At 41.5% G+C, this 20,161-nt stretch carries 20 protein-coding genes; 8 read left to right on the forward strand and 12 right to left on the reverse strand.

Annotation, left to right across the window (positions count from 1 at the left end; genetic code table 11):
- Window positions 1–224: 224 nt before the first annotated feature.
- From FC87_RS04515 to FC87_RS04540, 6 genes are all read right to left on the reverse strand, one after another.
- Window positions 225–2,288 (reverse strand): LTA synthase family protein, encoded by a 2,064-nt coding sequence (locus FC87_RS04515; RefSeq protein ID WP_156656534.1) that lies wholly within the window; start codon window positions 2,286–2,288, stop codon window positions 225–227.
- Between the two features lie 20 nt (window positions 2,289–2,308).
- Window positions 2,309–3,337, reverse strand: a complete 1,029-nt coding sequence (locus FC87_RS04520) for a lysylphosphatidylglycerol synthase transmembrane domain-containing protein (RefSeq protein ID WP_056961741.1) — start codon at window positions 3,335–3,337, stop codon at window positions 2,309–2,311.
- Window positions 3,334–4,377: a glycosyltransferase family 4 protein gene (locus tag FC87_RS04525; protein ID WP_056961744.1), complete on the reverse strand. Its 1,044-nt coding sequence runs from the start codon at window positions 4,375–4,377 to the stop codon at window positions 3,334–3,336. Before FC87_RS04525 ends, FC87_RS04520 begins: the two co-directional genes overlap by 4 nt.
- A gap of 2 nt (window positions 4,378–4,379) precedes the next feature.
- A complete protein-coding gene (locus FC87_RS04530) occupies window positions 4,380–5,546 on the reverse strand; it encodes a glycosyltransferase family 4 protein (RefSeq protein WP_009167378.1) in 1,167 nt (388 codons plus the stop codon).
- 121 nt (window positions 5,547–5,667) lie between these two features.
- Window positions 5,668–5,934 carry a phosphocarrier protein HPr gene (locus FC87_RS04535; RefSeq protein WP_009167377.1) on the reverse strand — a complete coding sequence of 89 codons (267 nt, stop codon included), beginning with the start codon at window positions 5,932–5,934 and terminating at the stop codon, window positions 5,668–5,670.
- Window positions 5,935–6,030: 96 nt separating this feature from the next.
- Complete coding sequence (locus FC87_RS04540) at window positions 6,031–6,225, reverse strand: hypothetical protein (RefSeq protein WP_009167376.1); 195 nt, start codon at window positions 6,223–6,225, stop codon at window positions 6,031–6,033.
- A 155-nt stretch (window positions 6,226–6,380) separates the two neighbouring features.
- Here FC87_RS04540 and FC87_RS04545 point away from each other — a divergent pair, with 155 nt between their 5' ends.
- The 4 genes from FC87_RS04545 to FC87_RS04560 all read left to right on the forward strand — a co-directional run bounded on the left by FC87_RS04545 (window position 6,381) and on the right by FC87_RS04560 (window position 10,335).
- Window positions 6,381–8,399 carry an ATP-dependent Clp protease ATP-binding subunit gene (locus FC87_RS04545; protein WP_054691050.1) on the forward strand — a complete coding sequence of 673 codons (2,019 nt, stop codon included), beginning with the start codon at window positions 6,381–6,383 and terminating at the stop codon, window positions 8,397–8,399.
- 94 nt (window positions 8,400–8,493) lie between these two features.
- Entirely contained in the window at window positions 8,494–9,324 is an 831-nt protein-coding gene (locus tag FC87_RS04550; RefSeq protein ID WP_054691052.1) for a MucBP domain-containing protein, read from the forward strand.
- A gap of 98 nt (window positions 9,325–9,422) precedes the next feature.
- On the forward strand, window positions 9,423–9,995 hold the full coding sequence (locus tag FC87_RS04555) for a cadmium resistance transporter (protein WP_054691054.1): 573 nt from the start codon (window positions 9,423–9,425) through the stop codon (window positions 9,993–9,995).
- Window positions 9,996–9,999: 4 nt separating this feature from the next.
- Window positions 10,000–10,335, forward strand: coding sequence for an ArsR/SmtB family transcription factor (locus FC87_RS04560; protein ID WP_054691055.1), 336 nt, complete (start codon window positions 10,000–10,002; stop codon window positions 10,333–10,335).
- A 41-nt stretch (window positions 10,336–10,376) separates the two neighbouring features.
- Here FC87_RS04560 and FC87_RS04565 read toward each other — a convergent pair whose 3' ends face one another.
- The 4 genes from FC87_RS04565 to FC87_RS04580 form a co-directional block, all read right to left on the reverse strand.
- On the reverse strand, window positions 10,377–11,798 hold the full coding sequence (locus FC87_RS04565; protein ID WP_056961746.1) for a C69 family dipeptidase: 1,422 nt from the start codon (window positions 11,796–11,798) through the stop codon (window positions 10,377–10,379).
- Window positions 11,799–11,808: 10 nt separating this feature from the next.
- Complete coding sequence (locus FC87_RS04570) at window positions 11,809–13,386, reverse strand: peptide chain release factor 3 (RefSeq protein WP_009167370.1); 1,578 nt, start codon at window positions 13,384–13,386, stop codon at window positions 11,809–11,811.
- A 63-nt stretch (window positions 13,387–13,449) separates the two neighbouring features.
- Complete coding sequence (locus tag FC87_RS04575) at window positions 13,450–14,577, reverse strand: AI-2E family transporter (protein WP_009167369.1); 1,128 nt, start codon at window positions 14,575–14,577, stop codon at window positions 13,450–13,452.
- 5 nt (window positions 14,578–14,582) lie between these two features.
- The gene (locus FC87_RS04580; protein ID WP_009167368.1) at window positions 14,583–15,392 is read right to left on the reverse strand and encodes a regulatory protein RecX; all 810 of its coding nucleotides are present in this window, start codon (window positions 15,390–15,392) and stop codon (window positions 14,583–14,585) included.
- A gap of 81 nt (window positions 15,393–15,473) precedes the next feature.
- Between FC87_RS04580 and FC87_RS04585 the strand changes: the two genes are divergently transcribed.
- On the forward strand, window positions 15,474–15,929 hold the full coding sequence (locus tag FC87_RS04585; RefSeq protein WP_056961748.1) for a flavodoxin: 456 nt from the start codon (window positions 15,474–15,476) through the stop codon (window positions 15,927–15,929).
- Here FC87_RS04585 and FC87_RS04590 read toward each other — a convergent pair.
- The gene (locus FC87_RS04590; protein ID WP_054691057.1) at window positions 15,926–16,831 is read right to left on the reverse strand and encodes a YihY/virulence factor BrkB family protein; all 906 of its coding nucleotides are present in this window, start codon (window positions 16,829–16,831) and stop codon (window positions 15,926–15,928) included. The two genes, FC87_RS04585 and FC87_RS04590, sit on opposite strands and share 4 nt — an antisense overlap.
- 127 nt (window positions 16,832–16,958) lie before the next feature.
- On the opposite strand from FC87_RS04590, the gene FC87_RS04595 reads away from it, so the two are divergent.
- Genes FC87_RS04595 through FC87_RS04605 form a run of 3 tightly spaced genes read left to right on the forward strand, consistent with a single transcriptional unit; the run spans window position 16,959 to window position 18,531 of the window.
- The gene (locus FC87_RS04595; RefSeq protein ID WP_035422337.1) at window positions 16,959–17,897 is read left to right on the forward strand and encodes a glycosyltransferase family 2 protein; all 939 of its coding nucleotides are present in this window, start codon (window positions 16,959–16,961) and stop codon (window positions 17,895–17,897) included.
- The gene (locus FC87_RS04600) at window positions 17,897–18,328 is read left to right on the forward strand and encodes a GtrA family protein (protein ID WP_009167364.1); all 432 of its coding nucleotides are present in this window, start codon (window positions 17,897–17,899) and stop codon (window positions 18,326–18,328) included. The genes FC87_RS04595 and FC87_RS04600 overlap by 1 nt, the downstream gene beginning before the upstream one ends.
- Before the next feature lie 20 nt (window positions 18,329–18,348).
- Entirely contained in the window at window positions 18,349–18,531 is a 183-nt protein-coding gene (locus FC87_RS04605) for a hypothetical protein (protein WP_054691059.1), read from the forward strand.
- Between the two features lie 156 nt (window positions 18,532–18,687).
- Here the strand turns inward: FC87_RS04605 and FC87_RS04610 are convergent, their stop codons facing one another.
- Complete coding sequence (locus FC87_RS04610; protein WP_009167360.1) at window positions 18,688–20,046, reverse strand: gluconate:H+ symporter; 1,359 nt, start codon at window positions 20,044–20,046, stop codon at window positions 18,688–18,690.
- Window positions 20,047–20,161: the final 115 nt, after the last annotated feature.

A 20,161-nucleotide genomic window follows, 5' to 3' on the forward strand; every position in this document is an offset into this window, starting at 1 on the left:
TATCAATCGCTTGACAACTTTATTAGTATACAATGAAATTTTTAAGGTGTCAACAACTAATTTCATTGTTCCGCCACTTGATAAGACAATCTATCGCAAGCAGCAGAATTAATATTAGCAAGTCTAACATAGTTCGTCAAGCAATTTATTAAAACTTCTAACAAAAAAGGGACTTATAAAAATGCTTATCGCATTTCTACAAGTCCCTCTCAATAACTAAATCATTACTTTAGCTCTGGTGCATTCGTTTTAAAGTCCGGAACAGTTGATTTACCACCGTTTTGATCTACTAAACTAGTTTGATGTTTTCGATCACTTTGTTGTAATTGCTTAAGTGCATGCTTTTTCGTGTAATCGTAGTCTTTTTTATTAACGTTCTGATACCCTTTTAGCTTATGAAAACGTAATAAATCCCCATAAACAACTTTATCAGAGTTTGAGAGACTGTCGTTTACAAACCGCTGCTGTTCATCAAGTAATTTCTTTTGGCGATTATCTAAATCTAGCTCTTTACCCGTGCTGGAATCATAGATGGTGTTACCAGACTTAACAAACTGACTAGAAACAAAGTCCCCATTTCGAAACGGCACAATTTGTCGATTCTCACTACTCAAAAGATCATGACCAAATTGAATTGTATTATCGTTTTTAATCCCCAGTAGGTGCAACAATGTCGGTAGTACATCAATTTCACCACCATAAGTATGGTCAATATGACCATCCAGATTGCTACCATTGATCATGAATGGGACTTTTTGAAATTGAGCCAAATCATATTTATTAACACTCTTTTTCCCTAATAACTTCGCAATTGCTGGGCGATGGTTATTAGAGATCCCGTAATGATCTCCATATAAAACCACAACACTGTTTTTAGCCAGACCTGATTTTTCCAAATATTGTTGAAATTCTCCAAATGCCTGATCTAAATAGTGCGCTGTCTGCACATAGGGATCCACCGTACTGTCGCCAGTTTGCGTTGCGGGAAAATCCGTGTTGGCTTTATCAAGTTCATACGGATAGTGATTGGTAAGAGTAATCATCTTGGCATAGAATGGCTGGGGCAGTTGTTGTAGGTATGGAATGGTTTGGTCAAAAAAGATCTTGTCCTTCATCCCATAGCCAACGTTGTAGTTTGGTTTGTTTTTATAATAAGAATCGCTAAAGAAGTAATCATAGCCCCATGATTTATAGGTGTTATTACGATTCCAGAATGTTGGAACATCCCCATGGAAAGCAGCTGAGGTATAGCCACCGGCTTGGTGCAGAAGCGAAGGAGCTGCCTGAAAGGTATTCGAACTCCCGTAGCTAACCATTGCCGAGCCCTGAGGTAACCCATACAAAGAATTTTCTAACATCATCTCAGCATCAGATGTTTTTCCCTGTGCAACTTGATGATAAAAATTATCAAACGCAATGGTATGCTGATTATGATAAAACTTATTAATATTAGGAGTAACTTCTTTCCCATCAACTTTATAATCAATTAGAAACTGCTGAAAACTTTCTAAATGAATAATAAAAACGTTTTTACCCTTTTCTTTACCAAAGTAGCTAACATTGGGGGACACCTGGTTCTTTTTAATAAAGCTCTGGACGCTTTTTAGATCGGCGGCCTTAGCTTTACTCCGAGTCGAACTCTCTTTCTGTGTTTGATACACATTAAAAGCTGCATACTCATTTAATCCCAGATATTTAACAATGTAGTTATTATCAAAGGTCCGCGTTAGCAATCCGGAACGGTTTGCATTAGCAGCACTATATTCAGCAAACATCAGTAAAAATGAAAGGATGGTAATGCTAAAGGCATAACGAAATTTAAACGGACGCTTATCAATCTTAATGACCTTGAATAACAACAATAAAATCAAAATCACAATGTCAAGATAAACAATAAAATCGCCCGGTCGTAGAATTTCTAAGAAACTTTTCCCTAAATTGTTTTGAACATTTCCAGTTCCTTTAATAATCCCCAGTGAGAGAAAATCTGAAAATTCGCGATAGTATAAAATATTCGCAAAAATCCAAGTTGACTGCAAAAAATCAATAATCAGCATCAACCAATAGGCTAGTTTACCTCGAAAGTAAAGGGCAATTCCAAATAACAAAAGGGCGGACGGAATAGGATTAACCAGCAGTAAAAACTGCTGCATTCCCCCACTAACCCCCAGTGTAAAATCAGTTCGATACGTCAAATATGTTTTTAACCAAAAAAGAACGACAACCAGGAGATAAAAACCTATTGTCGTATTCAATCCAGCTCGAATTCGCTTAAAAAAACCCGCCATTCCTGCTTCCTCCAAAATCATCATGGTTCTTTTTGTTGTTGTAATCGTCGACTAGGACGCATCACTAACGCTACCGTTCCAAGGATCAAACCCAGATAGTAAGTTAAAATTCGCCATAAAATCATTGCTACCGCCAGCTTACTACTACTGGTAATATAACTGCGAAATAGCATTTCAAAACTATACTCAGCACCGCCTGCGCCCCCAGGAATTGGAAACATGGAAATTACTAAAAAGATCAGCACGTCCAAACTAGTTACCATCACAACGTTGGCCTGTGAGTATCCTAACGACCGCATAATAAAATATGGAATCAAGTAATAAAAGAACAATTGAAAAAACGTTACCACAAAAACTTTTAACATCAATTTCCACTGGTGCCCGATTCTAACACTTTCATAGTAAAATGTATCAATTTTTTGATTGATAGTGATCTGCCACTGTGAGAATTTTTCTGCGGTCACAAACCAGCGTAACGGTTTGATACAAACATTGACTAATTTTTTAGTAAATGAATGCCAGTACATCACCATCAGCAAACCAACAATCACTACCAAGTGAATTAAAAAGCCAAATACCACAAAAATCGCTAGAGTGTGAACCTTACCAACCAAATAATTAAAGCCAATGACTAGACTAACGATGAAATTCAAAACAATCATAGCCTGATACACCACAAACTTCATCAAGAGCGCTGACGTGGCCCGCCCTCCGTCGACTCCCGACTGCAATAACACTACTACCTGAGCTGGTTGTCCACCAGAAGAAAACGGAGTAATCCCGTTAAATAGTTGCTCTACCAGTGGAACCCGCAGTGCATCCCGAAAGGAAAAGCCTGGTGTGCTACTCGCAACCAGCATATGCGTCACTACTGCTTCTAAACCAAAATACAATAGAATGCAGCCGACCGCCACTAAAAGCCACCAGAGATTAATCGAGGCCAAATCATTAATTAGAACATCGAATTTAATGTCACGCACGGCATACCATGAAATTAACAAACCGAGCCCCAACATAATTATTAATGAAAAAAAGTTTCTTCTCGTCATGTGTGGTCCTTTCTTGAGGTACTCAGCGCAGCTTGTTGACAATAAAAATCGTGCCAGATTTGGGATAAGTGGGCTTCAGAGTATTCATCAGAAACCACCCGCGCCCGCTGACAAGCAGCTTGGTACTGGGAATCATCACTGGCCAGCCGATGGAGCTGAGTTCCCATTGCCACTACATCTTTAGCCGCCAAATAGTTTCCGGCTAAAATCTCGCGATATAGCTCTAAATCACGTAAAACTACCGGCAATCCGCACGCATAGGCTTCTAAGACCGACATGGGAAACAATTCATTATAAGATGGCAATAAAAACACATCCGCTAATTGGTAATATTCACGGAGCTGTGCCCGATCTAAAATTCCCGGAAAGCTCAAGTTAGCGGGCGGATTTTCAACCAATTGACTTAGCTCGTGATAGCCAGCCGTCATCGGACCAAAAGAAAAGCCTCCGACCCAGATAAACTGGTAGTCGTGATTGTCTCTTGCCAACTTGGCAAAGTCCAAAACACCTTTTCTAGTTTGCACTTGCCCCGTACAGATCACGGTAAAAGCATGGCTAGCATATCCATGTTTACGTCGCAAATCCGTTTTCTTATCCGGCGAGGCTGGATAAAATTCAGTTCGACTAACGAAGTTTGGAATATACTTGATTCGCTCTTTGGGAATTCCATACCGCGCTAGTTTAGGAATAAAAGTCGGATTTACTACTACAATTTGATCCATCCGTCGGTAAAAAGCAATCACATAGCGATCAACTAGCTGCCGAAGCGGCGTCGGCAATTTCAAACTTCCCCGGAGGGTTTCTGGCAAAAAATGGACATATCCAATTTTTCGACCACGATTTTTCATAAATGTTGATAAGTAAAAAGTCGGGTTAATCGTGTGATAATGACTAATATCTGAAGCCTGATAGTGGTTAACTCGTACTTCGAATTCCGTTGGGAAGTTCGTTTTCAACAACTGCATGAGCTCTAAATAAGCACTTCCAACTCCCTGTCCCTTTACTTTAGTGGCCGTTGAAAACATGTTGATTTTAAGCATGGCTACTCCTCGTCTTCGTCATACGCCTGGTAACGATTAATGACATCTTGATAGAAGGCCTCAATCTGATCAATAAAATACGTGGCAGAGATGTCGTGAAGTTTGTGTTGGCGTAACTCGGGCTTGTCTGGATAATGATCAGCGTGACAAAGATAGTCAACAACGGTCCTAACGAATTCGGCATCACTGGATACCGTCCTTCCGAGCGAAGCGTCGCTGATTAAATCATCCGCATAGGGGCTTTTGGCAACCACCACTTTGGTGTCAGCTGCCATTGCTTCAATGTAAGTTAACCCTTGCGATTCCGACTTCGAAGTTGACACAAATACATTGGCCATCCGATAGTAATCATTAACTCGTTCATTGACTACCTCTCCCGTAAATCGAACATGGTCTTGTAACTGCAGTTGTCGCACCTGCTCATGTAAATCAGCCTCAGCAGGTCCCTCACCCACAATTACTAAGACTGCTGTAGGAACTTGTCGCAAGATTGCCGGCATCAAGGCAATCAAGGCTCCTAAATTTTTTTCATACGCAAGTCTGCTCAGGGACAATAACACTGGCGTATTTGGTAAAAGATGTAGTTCAGCGCGCACATCTTTCGTTGCCTGCTCATGGTATTGTCGTAAATTAATCCCCGTAGGAATAATTCGAATCGGACTCTTTACCCCGTAGTCAGTCAGCTTATCTAAGACCCGTTTGCTGGGGGCCACAATTCCATCCAAATGATGACAAAACGCCAACGTTCCCTCTTTAACGTGGATTGGTTTCAAAAGCCGACCATTAGCCACGTAATGAAGATAATCTTCATACATGGTGTGGTAGGTATGCACACAACTAATATTTAAATTTTTTGCCACAAATTTACCAATCATCCCCATCGAAAATTCCGTCTGTGTGTGTACTAAATCCAAGTCGAGTTTTCTAGCGATCTGGGTTGCCTGAAACAAACCACGAATTGCAATCCGTCTCTCTGTAAATGAAATAAACGGGATGCTAGAAAAGCGATAGACGCCATCACTTTCATCGTCAGTCGCATGGGGATCGGTCGTCGTAAAAATATAAACCTGATTCCCCCGTCGTTCGAGCTCATCGCGCAGGGTTTTAATCGAAGTTGCTACTCCACTGACTTGCGGAAAATATGTATCTGTAAATAACCCGATTTTCAAGTGAAGTTCATCCTTTCAAGAACCAGCATAATAAAACAATTATATTGGTTTCCTACTAGCTTTGCAAATCATGAACTAAATAAAAAGAGTTGCCGAAGCAACTCTCACATCATCAGAAGTACTATTCAATTAAGCCTTCTTCTTTCATGGTTTTAGCAATCGCATCTAGAGCTTCGTCCGCATTATCACCATCAGCAGCAATGGTAACAACTGCGCCTTGTCCAACTCCGAGAGACATCACACCCATAATTGACTTTAAATTAACTGTTTTTTCTTCGTAATCTAGCGTAATGTTCGCATCAAACTTACTGGCAGTTTGAACTAAAAAAGTAGCAGGACGAGCATGGATACCGGTTTCAGCAGTAATTTTAAATTGACGTTTTTCCATAATAAACGCACCCCTTTATTAACCTTTGATACTTTAAGATTACCAATAACTACCATAAAATACAAGCTTTTAAAACAAGGATCCCTTTAAAAATCGTTAATTATCAGTCGCATAATGATAAACGACAACCCCGTCTGTAGCAGCTTCGCCAACAATTCGCTTACGGGTTTCATAATCCATGAAGGCTTGTTGAAAGTAAAAAAACTGGTCTGGTGTGACCGTAAGTGAGTCCAATTCACCAGTTCGTAATTCATCTAAGCGTTTTGTAAAGTCGGCTTTGGTCAGCACCATGTCTCATCCCTCCTTAACAACAGCTCCATCTTACCATAATTTTAATCGTCCTGCTGGTCGCAAAGCAAATTGCTTGTTGTTTCAAACAACCGGTAGTAAAATAGTTGAAAGTCAAGAAAGGTCAGATGACTTGATTCAACTTAGGAGGTTTCATTATGGAAGAACAAGGTGCATACGGCTTTGGAAATCTCGATGATTTCCTACGATCAATTCAAGGAGCCCGCATGAACGAAGGAAGTGGTTCACAAGCGGCTGCTAAGGGCAATCACAATCATAACAATAACGGAATTTTAAAAACTTATGGAACTGATTTAACGCGGTTGGCGCGCGCTGGTAAACTTGATCCCGTCATTGGACGTGATCAACAAACTGCTCGCGCAATTGAGGTTTTAAACCGCCGATCAAAAAATAATCCGGTCTTAATTGGGGAGGCGGGGGTCGGAAAAACGGCCATTGTCGAAGGATTAGCCCAAAAAATTGCCGACGGAACGGTTCCACAGAAATTACGCAATAAGCGGATCATCCAGATTGATATGGTTTCTTTAATTCAAGGAACTGGGATTCGTGGTCAATTTGAAAAAAAGATGCAACAGCTAATCAAAGAAGTTAAAGCTGATTCAAACTTGATTCTCTTCATTGATGAGTTGCATGAAATCATGGGGGCCGGGAATGCGGAAGGTGGTCTCGATGCTGGCAACGTGCTCAAGCCTTCTCTCGCACGAGGTGACTTCCAACTAATCGGTTCAACTACGCTCAAGGAATACCGTAATATTGAAAAGGATGCCGCCCTTGCTCGGCGCTTCCAACCAATCATGGTTAATGAACCATCAGCGGAACAAACGTTCAAAATCCTGCAGGGATTACAGAAAAAATACGAAGATTTTCACATGGTACACTACACTGATGGCGCCTTAAAGGCAGCAGTTAGTCTCTCACAGCGGTACATCAATGATCGTTTTCTGCCTGATAAAGCAATCGACTTAATGGATGAAACTGGTTCAAGAAAAAATCTCACTTTAAACATCGTTGACCCCCATGCCATTGAACAAGATATTGCCAAAACTGAGAAAGAGAAAGAAGCTGCTCTCAATAAAGAAGACTACGAAACAGCTGCGTACTTTCGTGATCGAGTCAAACAGCTCGAACGACAACGCCAGCACGGCACCCAGACCAGCAATCAAAATAACACCATTACTGAAAAAGATATGCAGCAGGTCATTGAAGAAATGACTGACATTCCAGTAGGTACGCTCGAAGAGCAGGAAAAGCAACAATTAAAAGAACTCGCTCCCCAGCTTGAGCAACACGTCATTGGTCAACCGGAAGCGGTTCAGCAGGTTACCAAGGCCATCCAAAGGAATCGACTCGGCTTCAACAAGAGTGGGCGACCAATTGGTTCGTTCCTCTTTGTTGGACCAACTGGAGTAGGCAAAACTGAGTTAGCCAAACAATTGGCTAATCAACTGTTCGGTTCAAAAGATGCCTTGATTCGCTTTGACATGTCAGAATATCGCGAACCCCAATCCGTTGCCAAACTAATTGGAGCTGCACCAGGTTATGTTGGCTATGATGAAGCTGGTCAGCTGACCGAAAAAGTTCGCAGGCATCCCTATAGTTTGATTCTATTAGATGAAGTGGAAAAAGCTCATCCGGATGTTTTGCATACGTTCCTGCAAGTGCTAGATGATGGTCGCCTAACTGATTCACAGGGACGGACGGTTTCATTTAAAGACACCGTTATTATTATGACCAGTAACGCTGGAACGACCGTTGGCGGTAACGTTGGTTTCGGGGCAGCTGCACACGGGCAAACGCACTCGGTTCTTAACAAACTCGGGGCTTATTTCAAACCAGAATTTCTTAACCGCTTTGATGGTATCGTCGAATTTAAATCACTTACCAAACCTGATTTACAACGAATCGTAGAGTTAATGATTACCGATGTTAATGATACGCTAGCTGACCATCATCTTTCTTTAGAGGTCGACCCTGCGGTCCGAAATAAATTAGTAAACCTCGGCTATGATCCCGCTATGGGAGCCCGTCCGCTCCGTCGGGTCATCCAGGAACAGCTGGAAGATCGAACCGCTAGTTATCTACTCGAGCATCCTGAAACTAAAGCTTTAAAAGCAAAATTAAATGCTGATCAGCAAATTACCGTTAGTGCTCGTTAATTGACCATGATTAGCTTAAAGTCAGAATTGTTATGATTCTGACTTTTTTGGTATCATAAGACTAAGTCTTAGGTCCCGATTGGAGGTTATTATCTTGTTTAAGCGCATCCGCCAGCGCTGGCGCAAACGACGTCAAGCACGAAATGCTCGACTAACATCATTAATCAAGCGCCCTGTCCTGCCACAAAACAACTTGGCGGTCCCAGAAAAACCGATAACTACCGTGTCCAAGCCGGTAGGCACATTAGTACCGGAAACTGCTTTTATTGAACCGCCCACAAAAAAGGCACGCATTTTCATTAACTATCAAGATGAGCAACATCGTCCGCTCCAGCAACCAGATATTTTCGTCAGTGAACTTGGTCAGCGCTTGCAAATTACGATTCCAGAAATTCCAAACTATTATTTCAATGCCATGACCGGGATTACCTCTCACGTAGTCCAAACTAGCCAAGTAGTCACCCTTCACTATCGCAAACAAACCGGAAAAGCCGTGTTGATCTATTGTTTTGACTTTGATGATCATCACTTGTTGAAGATTCCGACTTTTGCCGTTGGACCAATTGATACCGAATATTATCTTACCGCCCCGGCTATTGCTGGCTATCGACTCTATCTATGGGCTGGAAAATTGCGCGGACGCTTTTCAAAACAATCGCAAACCATCGTTTGTTATTATCGGCGCACAAACTGGCAACTAGTTCAACCAGTTAATTATCTCGTTACAATTACAACCACTACCTCCATCTATCCAGAACCAGAGCAAAATCAACCCCACCCAATTCGACTACCTCGAGGATCAGTTTGGAAAGTCTTCAAAGAAGTTCAGACTACCGAGACAACCTGGTTATTCTTGGGTGGAGCTGAATGGATCAAAAAATCTGCAACCAGGCGGCTGACTAGTCAGCCAAGCCTTTCACAATAATCGTCCGCATTCGGGCGATTTTTTTATTTGCTTTTCTGCGTTACATATTATATATTTTTCATATGAAATTATATTAATATTTAAACAAGGAGCTCTTCATGAATATTGGACTTTTAACTCTCACCTTTGTAGCCGTCAATCTCGATTTTTTCGTTATGTTACTATTTTTATTACATCGCCAGTCGCTTGCAACGGTACTAATCGGTTACTGGCTTGGTCTTATGACCCTACTAATCATCAGTTTTGTAGTTGGAAAAGTGCTAAGTACCTGGTTGCCAGAGTATCTTTTAGGTCTGCTTGGTTTCTTACCGATTTATCTCGCCCTTAAACCTGATGAACCCGACCAACCATCCCTGGAAAAAGCCGCCCCAGTGTTGGCCGTTATGTTGACTTACTGGTCGGTTTGTGCCGGGTGTAATCTAGCCATTTTTGTCCCCGTTCTAATCGGAATGTCACTTCCCGGTTTTCTTGCAACGATTGGATATTTTAGTATACTGCTGGTGATCATCGTGCTACTATTGAAATTAATCGAACAACAAAATATCATTCAAAGCGGATTACAGCGCTATGGCAACGTCCTGCTGCGAGTTTGCTATTTTACCATTGGATGTTACGTCCTTTTTGAAAGTGGTTTCGTAGCTCAGGCTTGGCACTGGATCATATCCATTTAAGAAGGTGATTTTAATCGATTCTCAAGCAATCATAGAAACTAGTGCGATCTTTAAATTATTGGGTAATGAGACCCGTTTAAATATCCTACTGTTGTTGGAAAAACAACCTCAAACCGTATCAGAATTAGTCAGTGCTTTACATCTAAAGCAGTCAAATGTTTCCCATCAGCTTGCCCAACTAAAACATCATCAGCTGATTGCTTCGACGCGTAGGGGTAAAAATCTCTTGTACAGCTTGCGCGATCCCCACGTCATTACGATGATTGAGACGACATATGAACACAGTGCCCATGTCATTCGCCATGAAGGGCATCCGTATCCATTCCGTGATCAACCCTAACCTAAAAAAACTCCGAATCCTATGAGATTCGGAGTTTTTTATCACAAATTTTTATCCATGTTATAAGTTAATTTTGACAAAGTCAGTCCCTTTGACATTAATTGGTTCATAAAACTATGCACCCGTTGTTCCATGATGTCCACCAAGCGTTGGTTTTGTTGCTCCAGATAGGCAGAAACTTGCTTGGAAGGTAGCTGATCCGCATGTGCTCTTGTCTTTGCCACATGTTCAATAAACATTTGCATCATTGCAGTTTTAAAATCACGATCCAACTGAATAAAATCAGCATAATGAGATTCTACTAGCATGGATAGCTTGCGATACATCCAATAAGCACTAATGTCATCCATCTCCAACGGCGTTTCGGCGTAACTAGGTGCCGTATTTTGAACATTTCCAAAAAATGGGACATAGGGACTAAAAGTTGGAATCCCAAAATTCAGCCACATTATTGCAGAACTCGTGCTTACTCCATCATTTTTCAGTTGTAATACGTGGGAGTTCTGTGTCCGGTTCATTGCAATTGGTCGATATTTAGTTTTGGTTGCTCCTTGACCGTGAGCAAGTGGGTCAAATTCCGTCTCATTATAATGGGAACTCAAAATAAACTGGACATCTTCAACTCGGATTTTGCGATCTGCGCGAAGGACAAAGGGCAGGTCTGCTGAAGTTGGGCTCTGAATTAAAGATGGCGTCAAGTAACGCTGCCCATACCAGACCCTCGGGGTATTATAATTACGATCTTTTTCATTGCTGGTCCCAAAGATTTTTCTGAAATTAAATCCCGTACGGTTTGGATTCAAATGATGCTGCTCCACAAATTCCTGCAACCCAGCTGACCACATAAAATTTTGAGGATCGGAGAAATCAACCGTTTGAATAGCAACTTGATTTGCAACTACCACGTAAGTATCGTCTGGAATCCGTGCAGCCACCCAGTGATGCCCAGTGACAATTTCCATGTACCAGATTTCATCATGATCACTAAACATTACTCCGTTACCTTCCGGAGAACCATACTGTTTAATCAGTTGACCAAGATACTCTACTCCTTCACGACTACTATGAATGTACGGTAAAACCACTGACGGTAGCGAATCCTCCGCAAGACCAGCGGGAACCCATGGATCATAAGCCAACGTGGCCGGATTCCCATAAACACTTTCTGTCGCACTCATCGCAACGTCAACTTCATTAAATCCACTTTCGGCGTACACCCCTTCGTTGGCATCATCAGCATTTGGCGTTGCTGAATATCGCATACCTGTTCGTGGCAGCGTTAGCCGAAAGCCATTTTGATTAGAAATCCATTGTCTCGTTTCATCCTGATACGCTGGATGAACAACAAATCTCTGGGGAGTCAACGGTAGGAAGGTATCATCATTTCGAGCAATCATTGTTGATCCGTCAATACTGGCATCCTTACCCACCATCACACTAGTACAAGCTGATAAAGGTTTCATTGATTTCCTCCTATAATTTAGAGGTCAGTTGGACATCGGGATACTTATCCTGAAACCAGCGTTCCGCAAATTTGTTTTCAAACAGAAATAAGGGTGCTCCGTTACGATCCTTTACTAAAATATTACGTGCTGAAGACATTTTTTCATCCAACTGTTCTGGATCAATCCACCGAGCAGTTTTGTGTCCTAATGGTTCTAGCAAAACATCGGAGTTATATTCGTTTTTCATTCTAAATTTAAAAACTTCGAATTGCAATTGACCAACCGCACCTAGAATGTACTGATTAGTCAGATACGTAGTATACAGTTGAATCGCCCCTTCTTGAACTAGTTGTTGAATTCCCTTATGAAATGACTTTTGCTTCATAACATTTTTAGGAGAAACGCGCATGAACAATTCGGGGGTGAACTGTGGCAATTTGGGGTAGGCTAGCGCTGCTTTGCCAGTATGAATCGTATCACCAATCTGAAAATTACCAGTATCGTAAAGTCCAATGATGTCACCAGCAACTGCTGATTCAACATTTTCTCGTGTATTCGCCATAAATTCTGTGACGTTCGATAGGCGCACTGATTTTTCGGTTCGACTCAAGGTTACATCCATTCCCTTAACAAATTCCCCTGAGCAAATCCGAGCAAAGGCAATCCGATCTCGATGATGTGGATTCATGTTCGCTTGAATCTTAAAAATAAAAGCAGAAAACTGCTCAGCAGTTGGTTCTATCTCCGTTGCAGTCGTCGTCTGGTGGGGGCCAGGAGCCGGCGCCATTTCCAAATAGGCATCCAAAAACGTTTGAACCCCAAAATTAACCAGGGCCGAGCCAAAGAAAACCGGGGTTTGTTGCCCCTGAGCAATCTTTTGTGCATCAAATTGATTCCCCGCCTCAGAAATTAAATCCATCTCTTCTTTTGCTTCTTGATAAATCTCATCCGAGGCTAATTCGTCATCATTTTCTAGCTGACCGTCGGGGGTCAACTTTTTAAAAACCCGACCGGCGGTTGCCGGTTGAAAAACTTCAACGCGGTGATTATAACGATCATACAAGCCACGAAAAATTCGACCGGAGCCGATTGGCCAATTCATCGGATAGGCTTCAATCCCTAAAACTTCTTCTAGTTGCGCAACTAATTCCATGGGAGCGCGACTATCTCGATCTAATTTATTCATAAACGTAAAAATCGGAATGCCCCGCATTTTACAAATCTGAAATAGTTTCTTTGTCTGCGGTTCAATCCCCTTTGCAGCGTCAATCACCATGACTGCAGAATCAACTGCCATTAACGTTCGATAAGTATCTTCAGAAAAATCCTCGTGACCTGGGGTATCGAGAATGTTAATACGCTTATCATCGTAGTCAAACTGCATCACCGAACTAGTCACCGAAATTCCACGTTTTTGTTCGATTTCCATCCAATCAGACTTAGCAAAGTTGCCACTTTTTCGCGCTTTCACCGTCCCAGCTTCTCTCACGATGCCACCAAACAGCAACAATTGTTCGGTAATCGTGGTTTTCCCGGCATCGGGGTGCGAAATAATTGCAAACGTTCGTCGTTTCGCAACTGCCGCTTGTAATCCATGCTTATTCATCTTTTCCTCCTAATGCTGATGTACTGTTTAAAAAAATCCGGCTAAGCCCGGATTTTTAGTTTATTAATTATCAAGGGGCTTTTGATCGTGCTGCACTAACCATAAATTATAGCCAAATTCCACGACAACCTTCACAATTGCATAGATTGGAATTGCCAAGATCATCCCCAACAATCCGGCAATGTTACCCGCTGCTAACAAGATGATAATGATGGTTAACGGATGAATTTTAAGCGTTTTCCCAATCACGTTCGGATAAACAAGATTCCCGTCGACTTGCTGCACAATAATTACTATCACAATCGTCCAAACCGCTTGCATCGGACTAACCGTAATCGCCACTAGTAGGGCCGGCACAATCCCCAAATATGGTCCAACATAAGGAACTAAGTTACAAAAACCTGCAAAAACTCCGAGCAACAAGGCATACTTCTGACCGATTAATAAGTAACCAATCGAGGTAAAGGTGCCGACAAAGAGGCATTCAATCACTTGCCCCCCAATATAGTGTGATAACGTCTGGTTCATTTTTTTCAACAACATTTCGGAAGTTTTTCGATGCTCCTTGGACAGTGTTGGAAAAAGATGTTCAATACTTGGCAACAACTTGTCACCATCTTTTAACATGTAAAAAAGAATGATGGGAGCCGTAATCAAGGTGATAACCACGCTCGCTGCCATCGAAATAATGCTCCCCGTACTCTTCGAGAGATTATTCAAAAAGCCACGCAGATACCCAGTGTAAGATGACTGAACTTTTGAAACAATTGGATCCCAATCGATTCGGCTCAAAAAGCCATGTTTACTTAATTTAGCCAGTGATGCTTCTTGATGAGCAGCGAACTTAGGCATATTGGCAGCCATATTGGCTACTTGGGAAACTAGCCGTGGAATAAACGACATCAATATAAAAATTACTAATAAAGTCAGCACAACAAAGATGATCGTGGTACCCCAGGTGCGATTAATGTGCTTAGTCTTAGAAATTTTAATCTTCATTAGCATGGTCAATACCGGGTTCAACATATAATACAAAAAGCCGGCAATCAGTAACGGAACAAAGATAGTCGAAATAAAGATGCCAATCGGCGAAAATAAAAAGCTAATTTTAGTACATAAATAAACAATCGCAATCACTAACAACAGCTCAACGGTCCAAAACATCAGCCGTGAGCTTCTTAAATCCTTCATATAACCTAATCCTCCAACTGCTCTAGATAAGTCTCAATCTCATCAAAGGCGAATCCCCGACGGAGGAGTGCCTGTTTTATTTTTTGCTGCTGATCAAAGCCGACCAAATGTCGATAACGGTGCCGTAATTTGGTGGTTTCTTTGACTAACAGTTCCTGTTCTCGCTCAGCATTACTAGCTTTTGGTAGACTAGCTACGGCATCACTAGCCGTTGAATAGGAAAAGCCCCGCCGCACTAGTCCCATCTTGACTTTTTCAATGCTCTTATTATAGGGGTAGTTTTGATAGTGGTCAAATAGCTTGTGAGCTAGCCGTTTCGCAATGGTTTGTTCAACTGTTGCTGGATAGATTGCTGTCAAAGCAGTTGTTCGCAGTTCAAAGGGAATCCCTTTGTGGTCTAAATACCGGTCAGCTGCCAGCGGTCCCTTTTCCTGCATGGCAACAACCTGCTGCAAGTAACTAACCGTATAGGTCTTGTCATTAAGCAAGTCCAACGAACGTAAGTCTGCTACCACTGTTTCAATCGAATCTTCATCATCGGTTAAAGTCTGCAATTTCGTTTGTAATTCGGCCACAGTTCGGGGACGATAAGCAATAAAATCAAGCGCCTTGGCACGCAATTTAGCCACCTGATCAGCCGCTTGAATATCACTAATCTGATGAGCTGTTAACTCGGTTCCCTTCGCCAGTTGATATTTAATGAGGACGGCTTCGCTAACTGGAAATGCATACTGATCATCTAAATAAATGTTATAGCGTCCTGGTCGCTTTTGTGTAGTAATCTTACTAATTTTTTTGACTACATTTTGTCGCACGGTTTCAGCTCCTTTAGAATTAACAAGTTTTAAGCAATCTGCTATACTTGCAGGAGATAGCTAGCAAAGGATGGTTGATTAATGCCGAAAGCACATGTAATTTTTGCCACCATTACCGGTAATAACGAAGACATTGCCGATATTGTAACGGAAGCGCTTGAAGATCTTGGTCTCACGGTACTAGAAACAGAAATCTCACAAACCGATGTCGCCGAACTCCAAGCCGCAGATCTAATTGTAATTTGTCCCTACACCTATGACGAAGGTCACTTACCTGAAGAAGGTCTCGACTTTTATGATGATTTAGCTACTGCTGATTTAGGTTCCAAAGTTTTTGGGGTCGCCGGTTCTGGGGATGTTTTTTACCAAGAATTCTATAATACCGCCGTTGATAAATTTACGATGGCACTAAAAAACACTGGTGCTACCCAAGGGGCAGCGAGCGTTAAAATTAACTTAGATCCCGACGAAGCTGATATCAAGACCCTAGATGACTTTGCCAACCAGCTGGTAGATACCCTCAAAAATCAGAACTAAGACTTCTCAGACGGAAGTCTTTTTTTGATGATTTTAGGAATTCCGGTTTGCTTTTGCCCAAGGTGTCCCTCAAAGAACTCCTCAACACTGGCGTTGATAACTGCCCCAAATAGAAGCACCAACCCAGTAAAATAAAACCATAAAATCACCACCATGAAGGTTCCAATCGTCTTATTGGCCGTAATCCCACGAAAGAAATAACTAATCAGTAAGGAAAATCCTTGTGACAATAACGTCAAACCCAGCAAAGCTAAGATAGCTCCCGGAACTGCGTAACGTAACTTAATTTTAAGACTCGGAACGAAGTAATATAACATGACCAAAATGACAAAAGAAAGACCAATAATAAATGGGATTCGCGCATCCTCCAGCCAAGAAATCAGTGTCGGAGAAACATGAAAGATTTTTTTAGTTATAACTAGTAGATTTTGACCAAAACCCATCAAAATCATCAGGACAAATAAAAAGACCACCAACAAAATCATCCAGACAAATGACATTAATCGATTCATGAAGGCACTTTGCTTCTCTACTCCATAAATACGATTAACTGCCCGTTGAAAAGCGGCCATCGAACTACTCGATGACCAGATTACTAACACAATCCCAATCGAAAGACTCCCACCAGCATTCCCACTAAAAGCATTATTAAACACTGGGCGTAATACATCGTAGATTGAACTAGGGACGATCGGACGTAATACGGAAAAGACCCGTTGCGGATCTGTATTTGTAAATTTAATGGCACTCCCAATAATGATTAGGATGGGAAACAAGGACAATAGCACATAATATGCAAATACAATCGCTGAATCAGAAACGTTGCCCATGGCAAACCGTTTTACGCACAATTTTACAAACCGAATTAATTCGGTCCAATGAAACCGTTTTTGGATTGGCATCGTCTTTCTTCCTTTCCATTGTTGTTCTTATCATACCACTTGCCTTTTTTGGCTGACCGCTAAATTATGTTAAAATGAAACAATCACAGGTTCAGTTAAAAAACTGAATTCTTTTAGGAGGACTAATTTGGAAACCATCACCTTGATCGTCCCCTGCTATAACGAGCAGGAATCAATAAACTTATTTTATCAAACTGTCGAAAAAGTTTTTGCCAAGTTGAATGCTACAACCACCAAATATGAAGCAGATTACTTATTCGTTAACGATGGCTCATCTGACAAAACTGAGCAAATCTTGCAAGAATTACACCAGCAACATTCAGCAACTGTTCATTATATTTCTTTCTCCAGAAATTTTGGCAAAGAAGCCGCTATTGCCGCTGGTTTTCGCAATGCTGGCGGTGATTATGTTGCTTTGATGGATGTTGACCTGCAGGATCCGCCAGAACTACTCAGTCAGATGTTAGAAATTATTAATACCGGCGAATATGACTGTGTTGGTTGCGTGCAAACCAGTCGTAAACAAAACCCCATCCGAGCCTTTCTATCATCATCATTCTATAAGGTCATCGATAAGTTATCGGACGTTAAAATCAAACAGAACGTACGTGATTACCGATTAATGACGCGGCGTTATGTCGATGCAGTCAACCAACTCACCGAATACAATCGCTTTTCTAAAGGAATTTTTAGTTGGGTTGGCTTTCAAACTAAATATATTGAATATCCTGGTCAACCCCGAGCAGCAGGTGAAAGCCATTGGTCGCTTTGGCAGTTAATTAACTATTCAATCGAAGGTATCATCGATTTCTCAGATGCCCCCCTTCGAATTGCTACCATTATTGGTGGTATCTCCTGTGTTTTAGCAGTCATCGGGATTATTTTTGTTATCGTGCGGGCGATTTGCTTTGGAGGAGCCGTTGCCGGTTGGCCATCACTGGTCTCTATCATCTTGTTAATTGGCGGAATTCAACTATTTTGTCTAGGGATTCTTGGTCAATATATTGGCAAAATCTATCTTGAAACTAAGCACCGGCCACAATATTTAATTAAGGAGCAGCAATAATGACTAAACTGCTCGCCCTCTACCACAAGCACCGTGATGTGCTTCCATATTTATTTTGGGGCGTCGCCGCTACGGTTTTTAATATCGTTGTTTTTTCACTCTTACGACAATTTACCCCGCTTAATTATGCTATTAACTATACGATCGATTGGGTCTTGACGGTGTTGTTCGCCTTTTATACCAATAAGTACTTTGTCTTCCACGCCGAGCACCACTCCCACCGCGAATTTTGGCACCAACTCATCACCTTTTTTGGTGGACGATTCGTAACTTTCTTGATTGGGATTGCGATTTTAGCGACCGGAATCCAGCTACTCGGCTTCCAATCTGGATTTGGCCAGGACATGGTAAACATTTTTCAAAACATTGTGGTAATCATCGTGAACTATTTCTGGTCTGTGATGATCTCATTTCGCAATCAATCTTCATAAATTACTGGTGGAGGAATTCAATGTCAGCATTCATCAATTTCCTATTTAATTTACTGCGGATTATCTTATTGGCAATCGGCGTCTTCTTCATGGTTGTATTTAGTTTCCTAGCGTGGCTTTGGTATAAAATTTTCCATGAACAGCGTACCCAACCATTCGGTGGAAAGAACACCACCTCAGAAGGTCGCCGTCGCGTCAATTAACCCCGTTTATTAAGTCAAAAGGGAGCCGCTAGCTTGGTTATAAAACCAGGTCAGTGGCTCCCTTTTTAAGTCTTCATCATAACGATCAACACTTAATTATAAGTAAAAAGACAATTTCCACCGCATAGGTAAAAACTGTCTTTTTTAACGTTTAAATTAGCCGACAAACATGTTTAAAATCAAAACAACAATCAATCCAGTTACCGAAATAACTGTTTCCAAAGTGGTCCAGATTCCTAAGGTTTGTTTGAGATCTAAATCAAAGTATTCTTTAAACATCCAGAAACCAGCATCATTAACATGTGAAGCAGCAAGCGAGCCAGCTCCAATTGCCAATGCCATCATCACCGGACTCACATTGAGAGTATGCATCAGTGGTGTAACTATTCCAGCAGCGGTAATCCCAGCAACCGTAGCAGACCCCAATGAAACTCGGAGTACAACAGCAACTAGCCAACCTAGAATAATTGGTGATAATGATGAATGCATCATCAGCTGTTTAACAGCATCACCAACCCCACCGTCTAGAAGGACTTGTTTAAAGGCCCCACCACCACCAATTACCAATAACAACATGGCAATTGATTTCACGGAAGTTACAATACTGCTGGAAATATCTGTCATCGTTTTTCCACGATGAAAACCCATCGACCAGATGGCAAACAACAGCGCCACTACCATAGCAATCATGGGATTACCTAGCATAGTAATGATTGCATCAAATCCTTGCGGTTTAGCAACTGCTTTCCCACCGTGAGCAACCAACTGATAAATCGTGTTGATAGCCATGAAAATGGCAGGCAATAACGAAGTTAGTGCTGATAAGCCAAAACTTGGAGTTTCGTCAAGATTGTACTCTTTTATTTCACCAAAGGCAGGCAAACTTTTTTTCACTACAAATGAATCTGGAAAGAAGCGCCGAATAACTCTAGTCCACAACGGACCAGCAATAATCACACATGGAATAGCTACAATGATCCCAAAGAGCAAAACTTCACCAATATTTGCATTTAAGGCCGTTGCCACCGCCGTTGGAGCTGGTTGTGGTGGTAGAAATCCCTGTGTAGCCGAGAGGGCAGCTGCCATTGGAATCCCTAGGTAGAGAAACGGAACATCTGCTTCTAAAGCAACTGCAAACACGATCGGTGTCAACAATACCATTCCGACCTCAAAGAATAGAGACATCCCAATAATAAAGGATGCAACCACGATTGCCAGCTGCAAACGTTGCTTTCCAAACTTTTGGATCAGTGTCTCAGCAATCCGATACGAACCTCCTGCATCAGAAACTAAGCGTCCAATCATGGCTCCAAAACCAAAGACCACCGCTAGTTCCCCAAGGGTGTTCCCAATCCCAGTCTTGATCGCTTCAGCAATCGAAGCTGGATTCATGCCCAGACCGAGGGCTACTAAAATTGCGACCACGATTAGGGACACGAATGTATTTAATTTCAATTTAATTATTAAGAAAAGCAATAAAGCAATTCCTAAAATCAAAACAACAAATGGCATCATTCGTCTTTCTCCTTTTTTAATTTCTCGAAACTTTACTAATCAAGTATAGATGTATTCGCTTACATTGTCTACTATAAAATTTTGAATTTCTGCATATGTTAGAATAAGAGCATGC

The sequence above is a fragment of the Fructilactobacillus florum DSM 22689 = JCM 16035 genome (assembly GCF_001436645.1).
Classification (GTDB): Bacteria; Bacillota; Bacilli; order Lactobacillales; family Lactobacillaceae; genus Fructilactobacillus; species Fructilactobacillus florum.

Coding starts and splice junctions, on each gene's coding strand:
- FC87_RS04515 (WP_156656534.1), bottom strand. CDS start 2,288: ATGGCGGGTTTTTTTAAGCGAATTCGAGCTGGATTGAATACGACAATA.
- FC87_RS04520 (WP_056961741.1), bottom strand. CDS start 3,337: ATGACGAGAAGAAACTTTTTTTCATTAATAATTATGTTGGGGCTCGGT.
- FC87_RS04525 (WP_056961744.1), bottom strand. CDS start 4,377: ATGCTTAAAATCAACATGTTTTCAACGGCCACTAAAGTAAAGGGACAG.
- FC87_RS04535 (WP_009167377.1), bottom strand. CDS start 5,934: ATGGAAAAACGTCAATTTAAAATTACTGCTGAAACCGGTATCCATGCT.
- FC87_RS04540 (WP_009167376.1), bottom strand. CDS start 6,225: ATGGTGCTGACCAAAGCCGACTTTACAAAACGCTTAGATGAATTACGA.
- FC87_RS04545 (WP_054691050.1), top strand. CDS start 6,381: ATGGAAGAACAAGGTGCATACGGCTTTGGAAATCTCGATGATTTCCTA.
- FC87_RS04555 (WP_054691054.1), top strand. CDS start 9,423: ATGAATATTGGACTTTTAACTCTCACCTTTGTAGCCGTCAATCTCGAT.
- FC87_RS04565 (WP_056961746.1), bottom strand. CDS start 11,798: ATGAAACCTTTATCAGCTTGTACTAGTGTGATGGTGGGTAAGGATGCC.
- FC87_RS04570 (WP_009167370.1), bottom strand. CDS start 13,386: ATGAATAAGCATGGATTACAAGCGGCAGTTGCGAAACGACGAACGTTT.
- FC87_RS04575 (WP_009167369.1), bottom strand. CDS start 14,577: ATGAAGGATTTAAGAAGCTCACGGCTGATGTTTTGGACCGTTGAGCTG.
- FC87_RS04585 (WP_056961748.1), top strand. CDS start 15,474: ATGCCGAAAGCACATGTAATTTTTGCCACCATTACCGGTAATAACGAA.
- FC87_RS04590 (WP_054691057.1), bottom strand. CDS start 16,831: ATGCCAATCCAAAAACGGTTTCATTGGACCGAATTAATTCGGTTTGTA.
- FC87_RS04600 (WP_009167364.1), top strand. CDS start 17,897: ATGACTAAACTGCTCGCCCTCTACCACAAGCACCGTGATGTGCTTCCA.
- FC87_RS04605 (WP_054691059.1), top strand. CDS start 18,349: ATGTCAGCATTCATCAATTTCCTATTTAATTTACTGCGGATTATCTTA.
- FC87_RS04610 (WP_009167360.1), bottom strand. CDS start 20,046: ATGATGCCATTTGTTGTTTTGATTTTAGGAATTGCTTTATTGCTTTTC.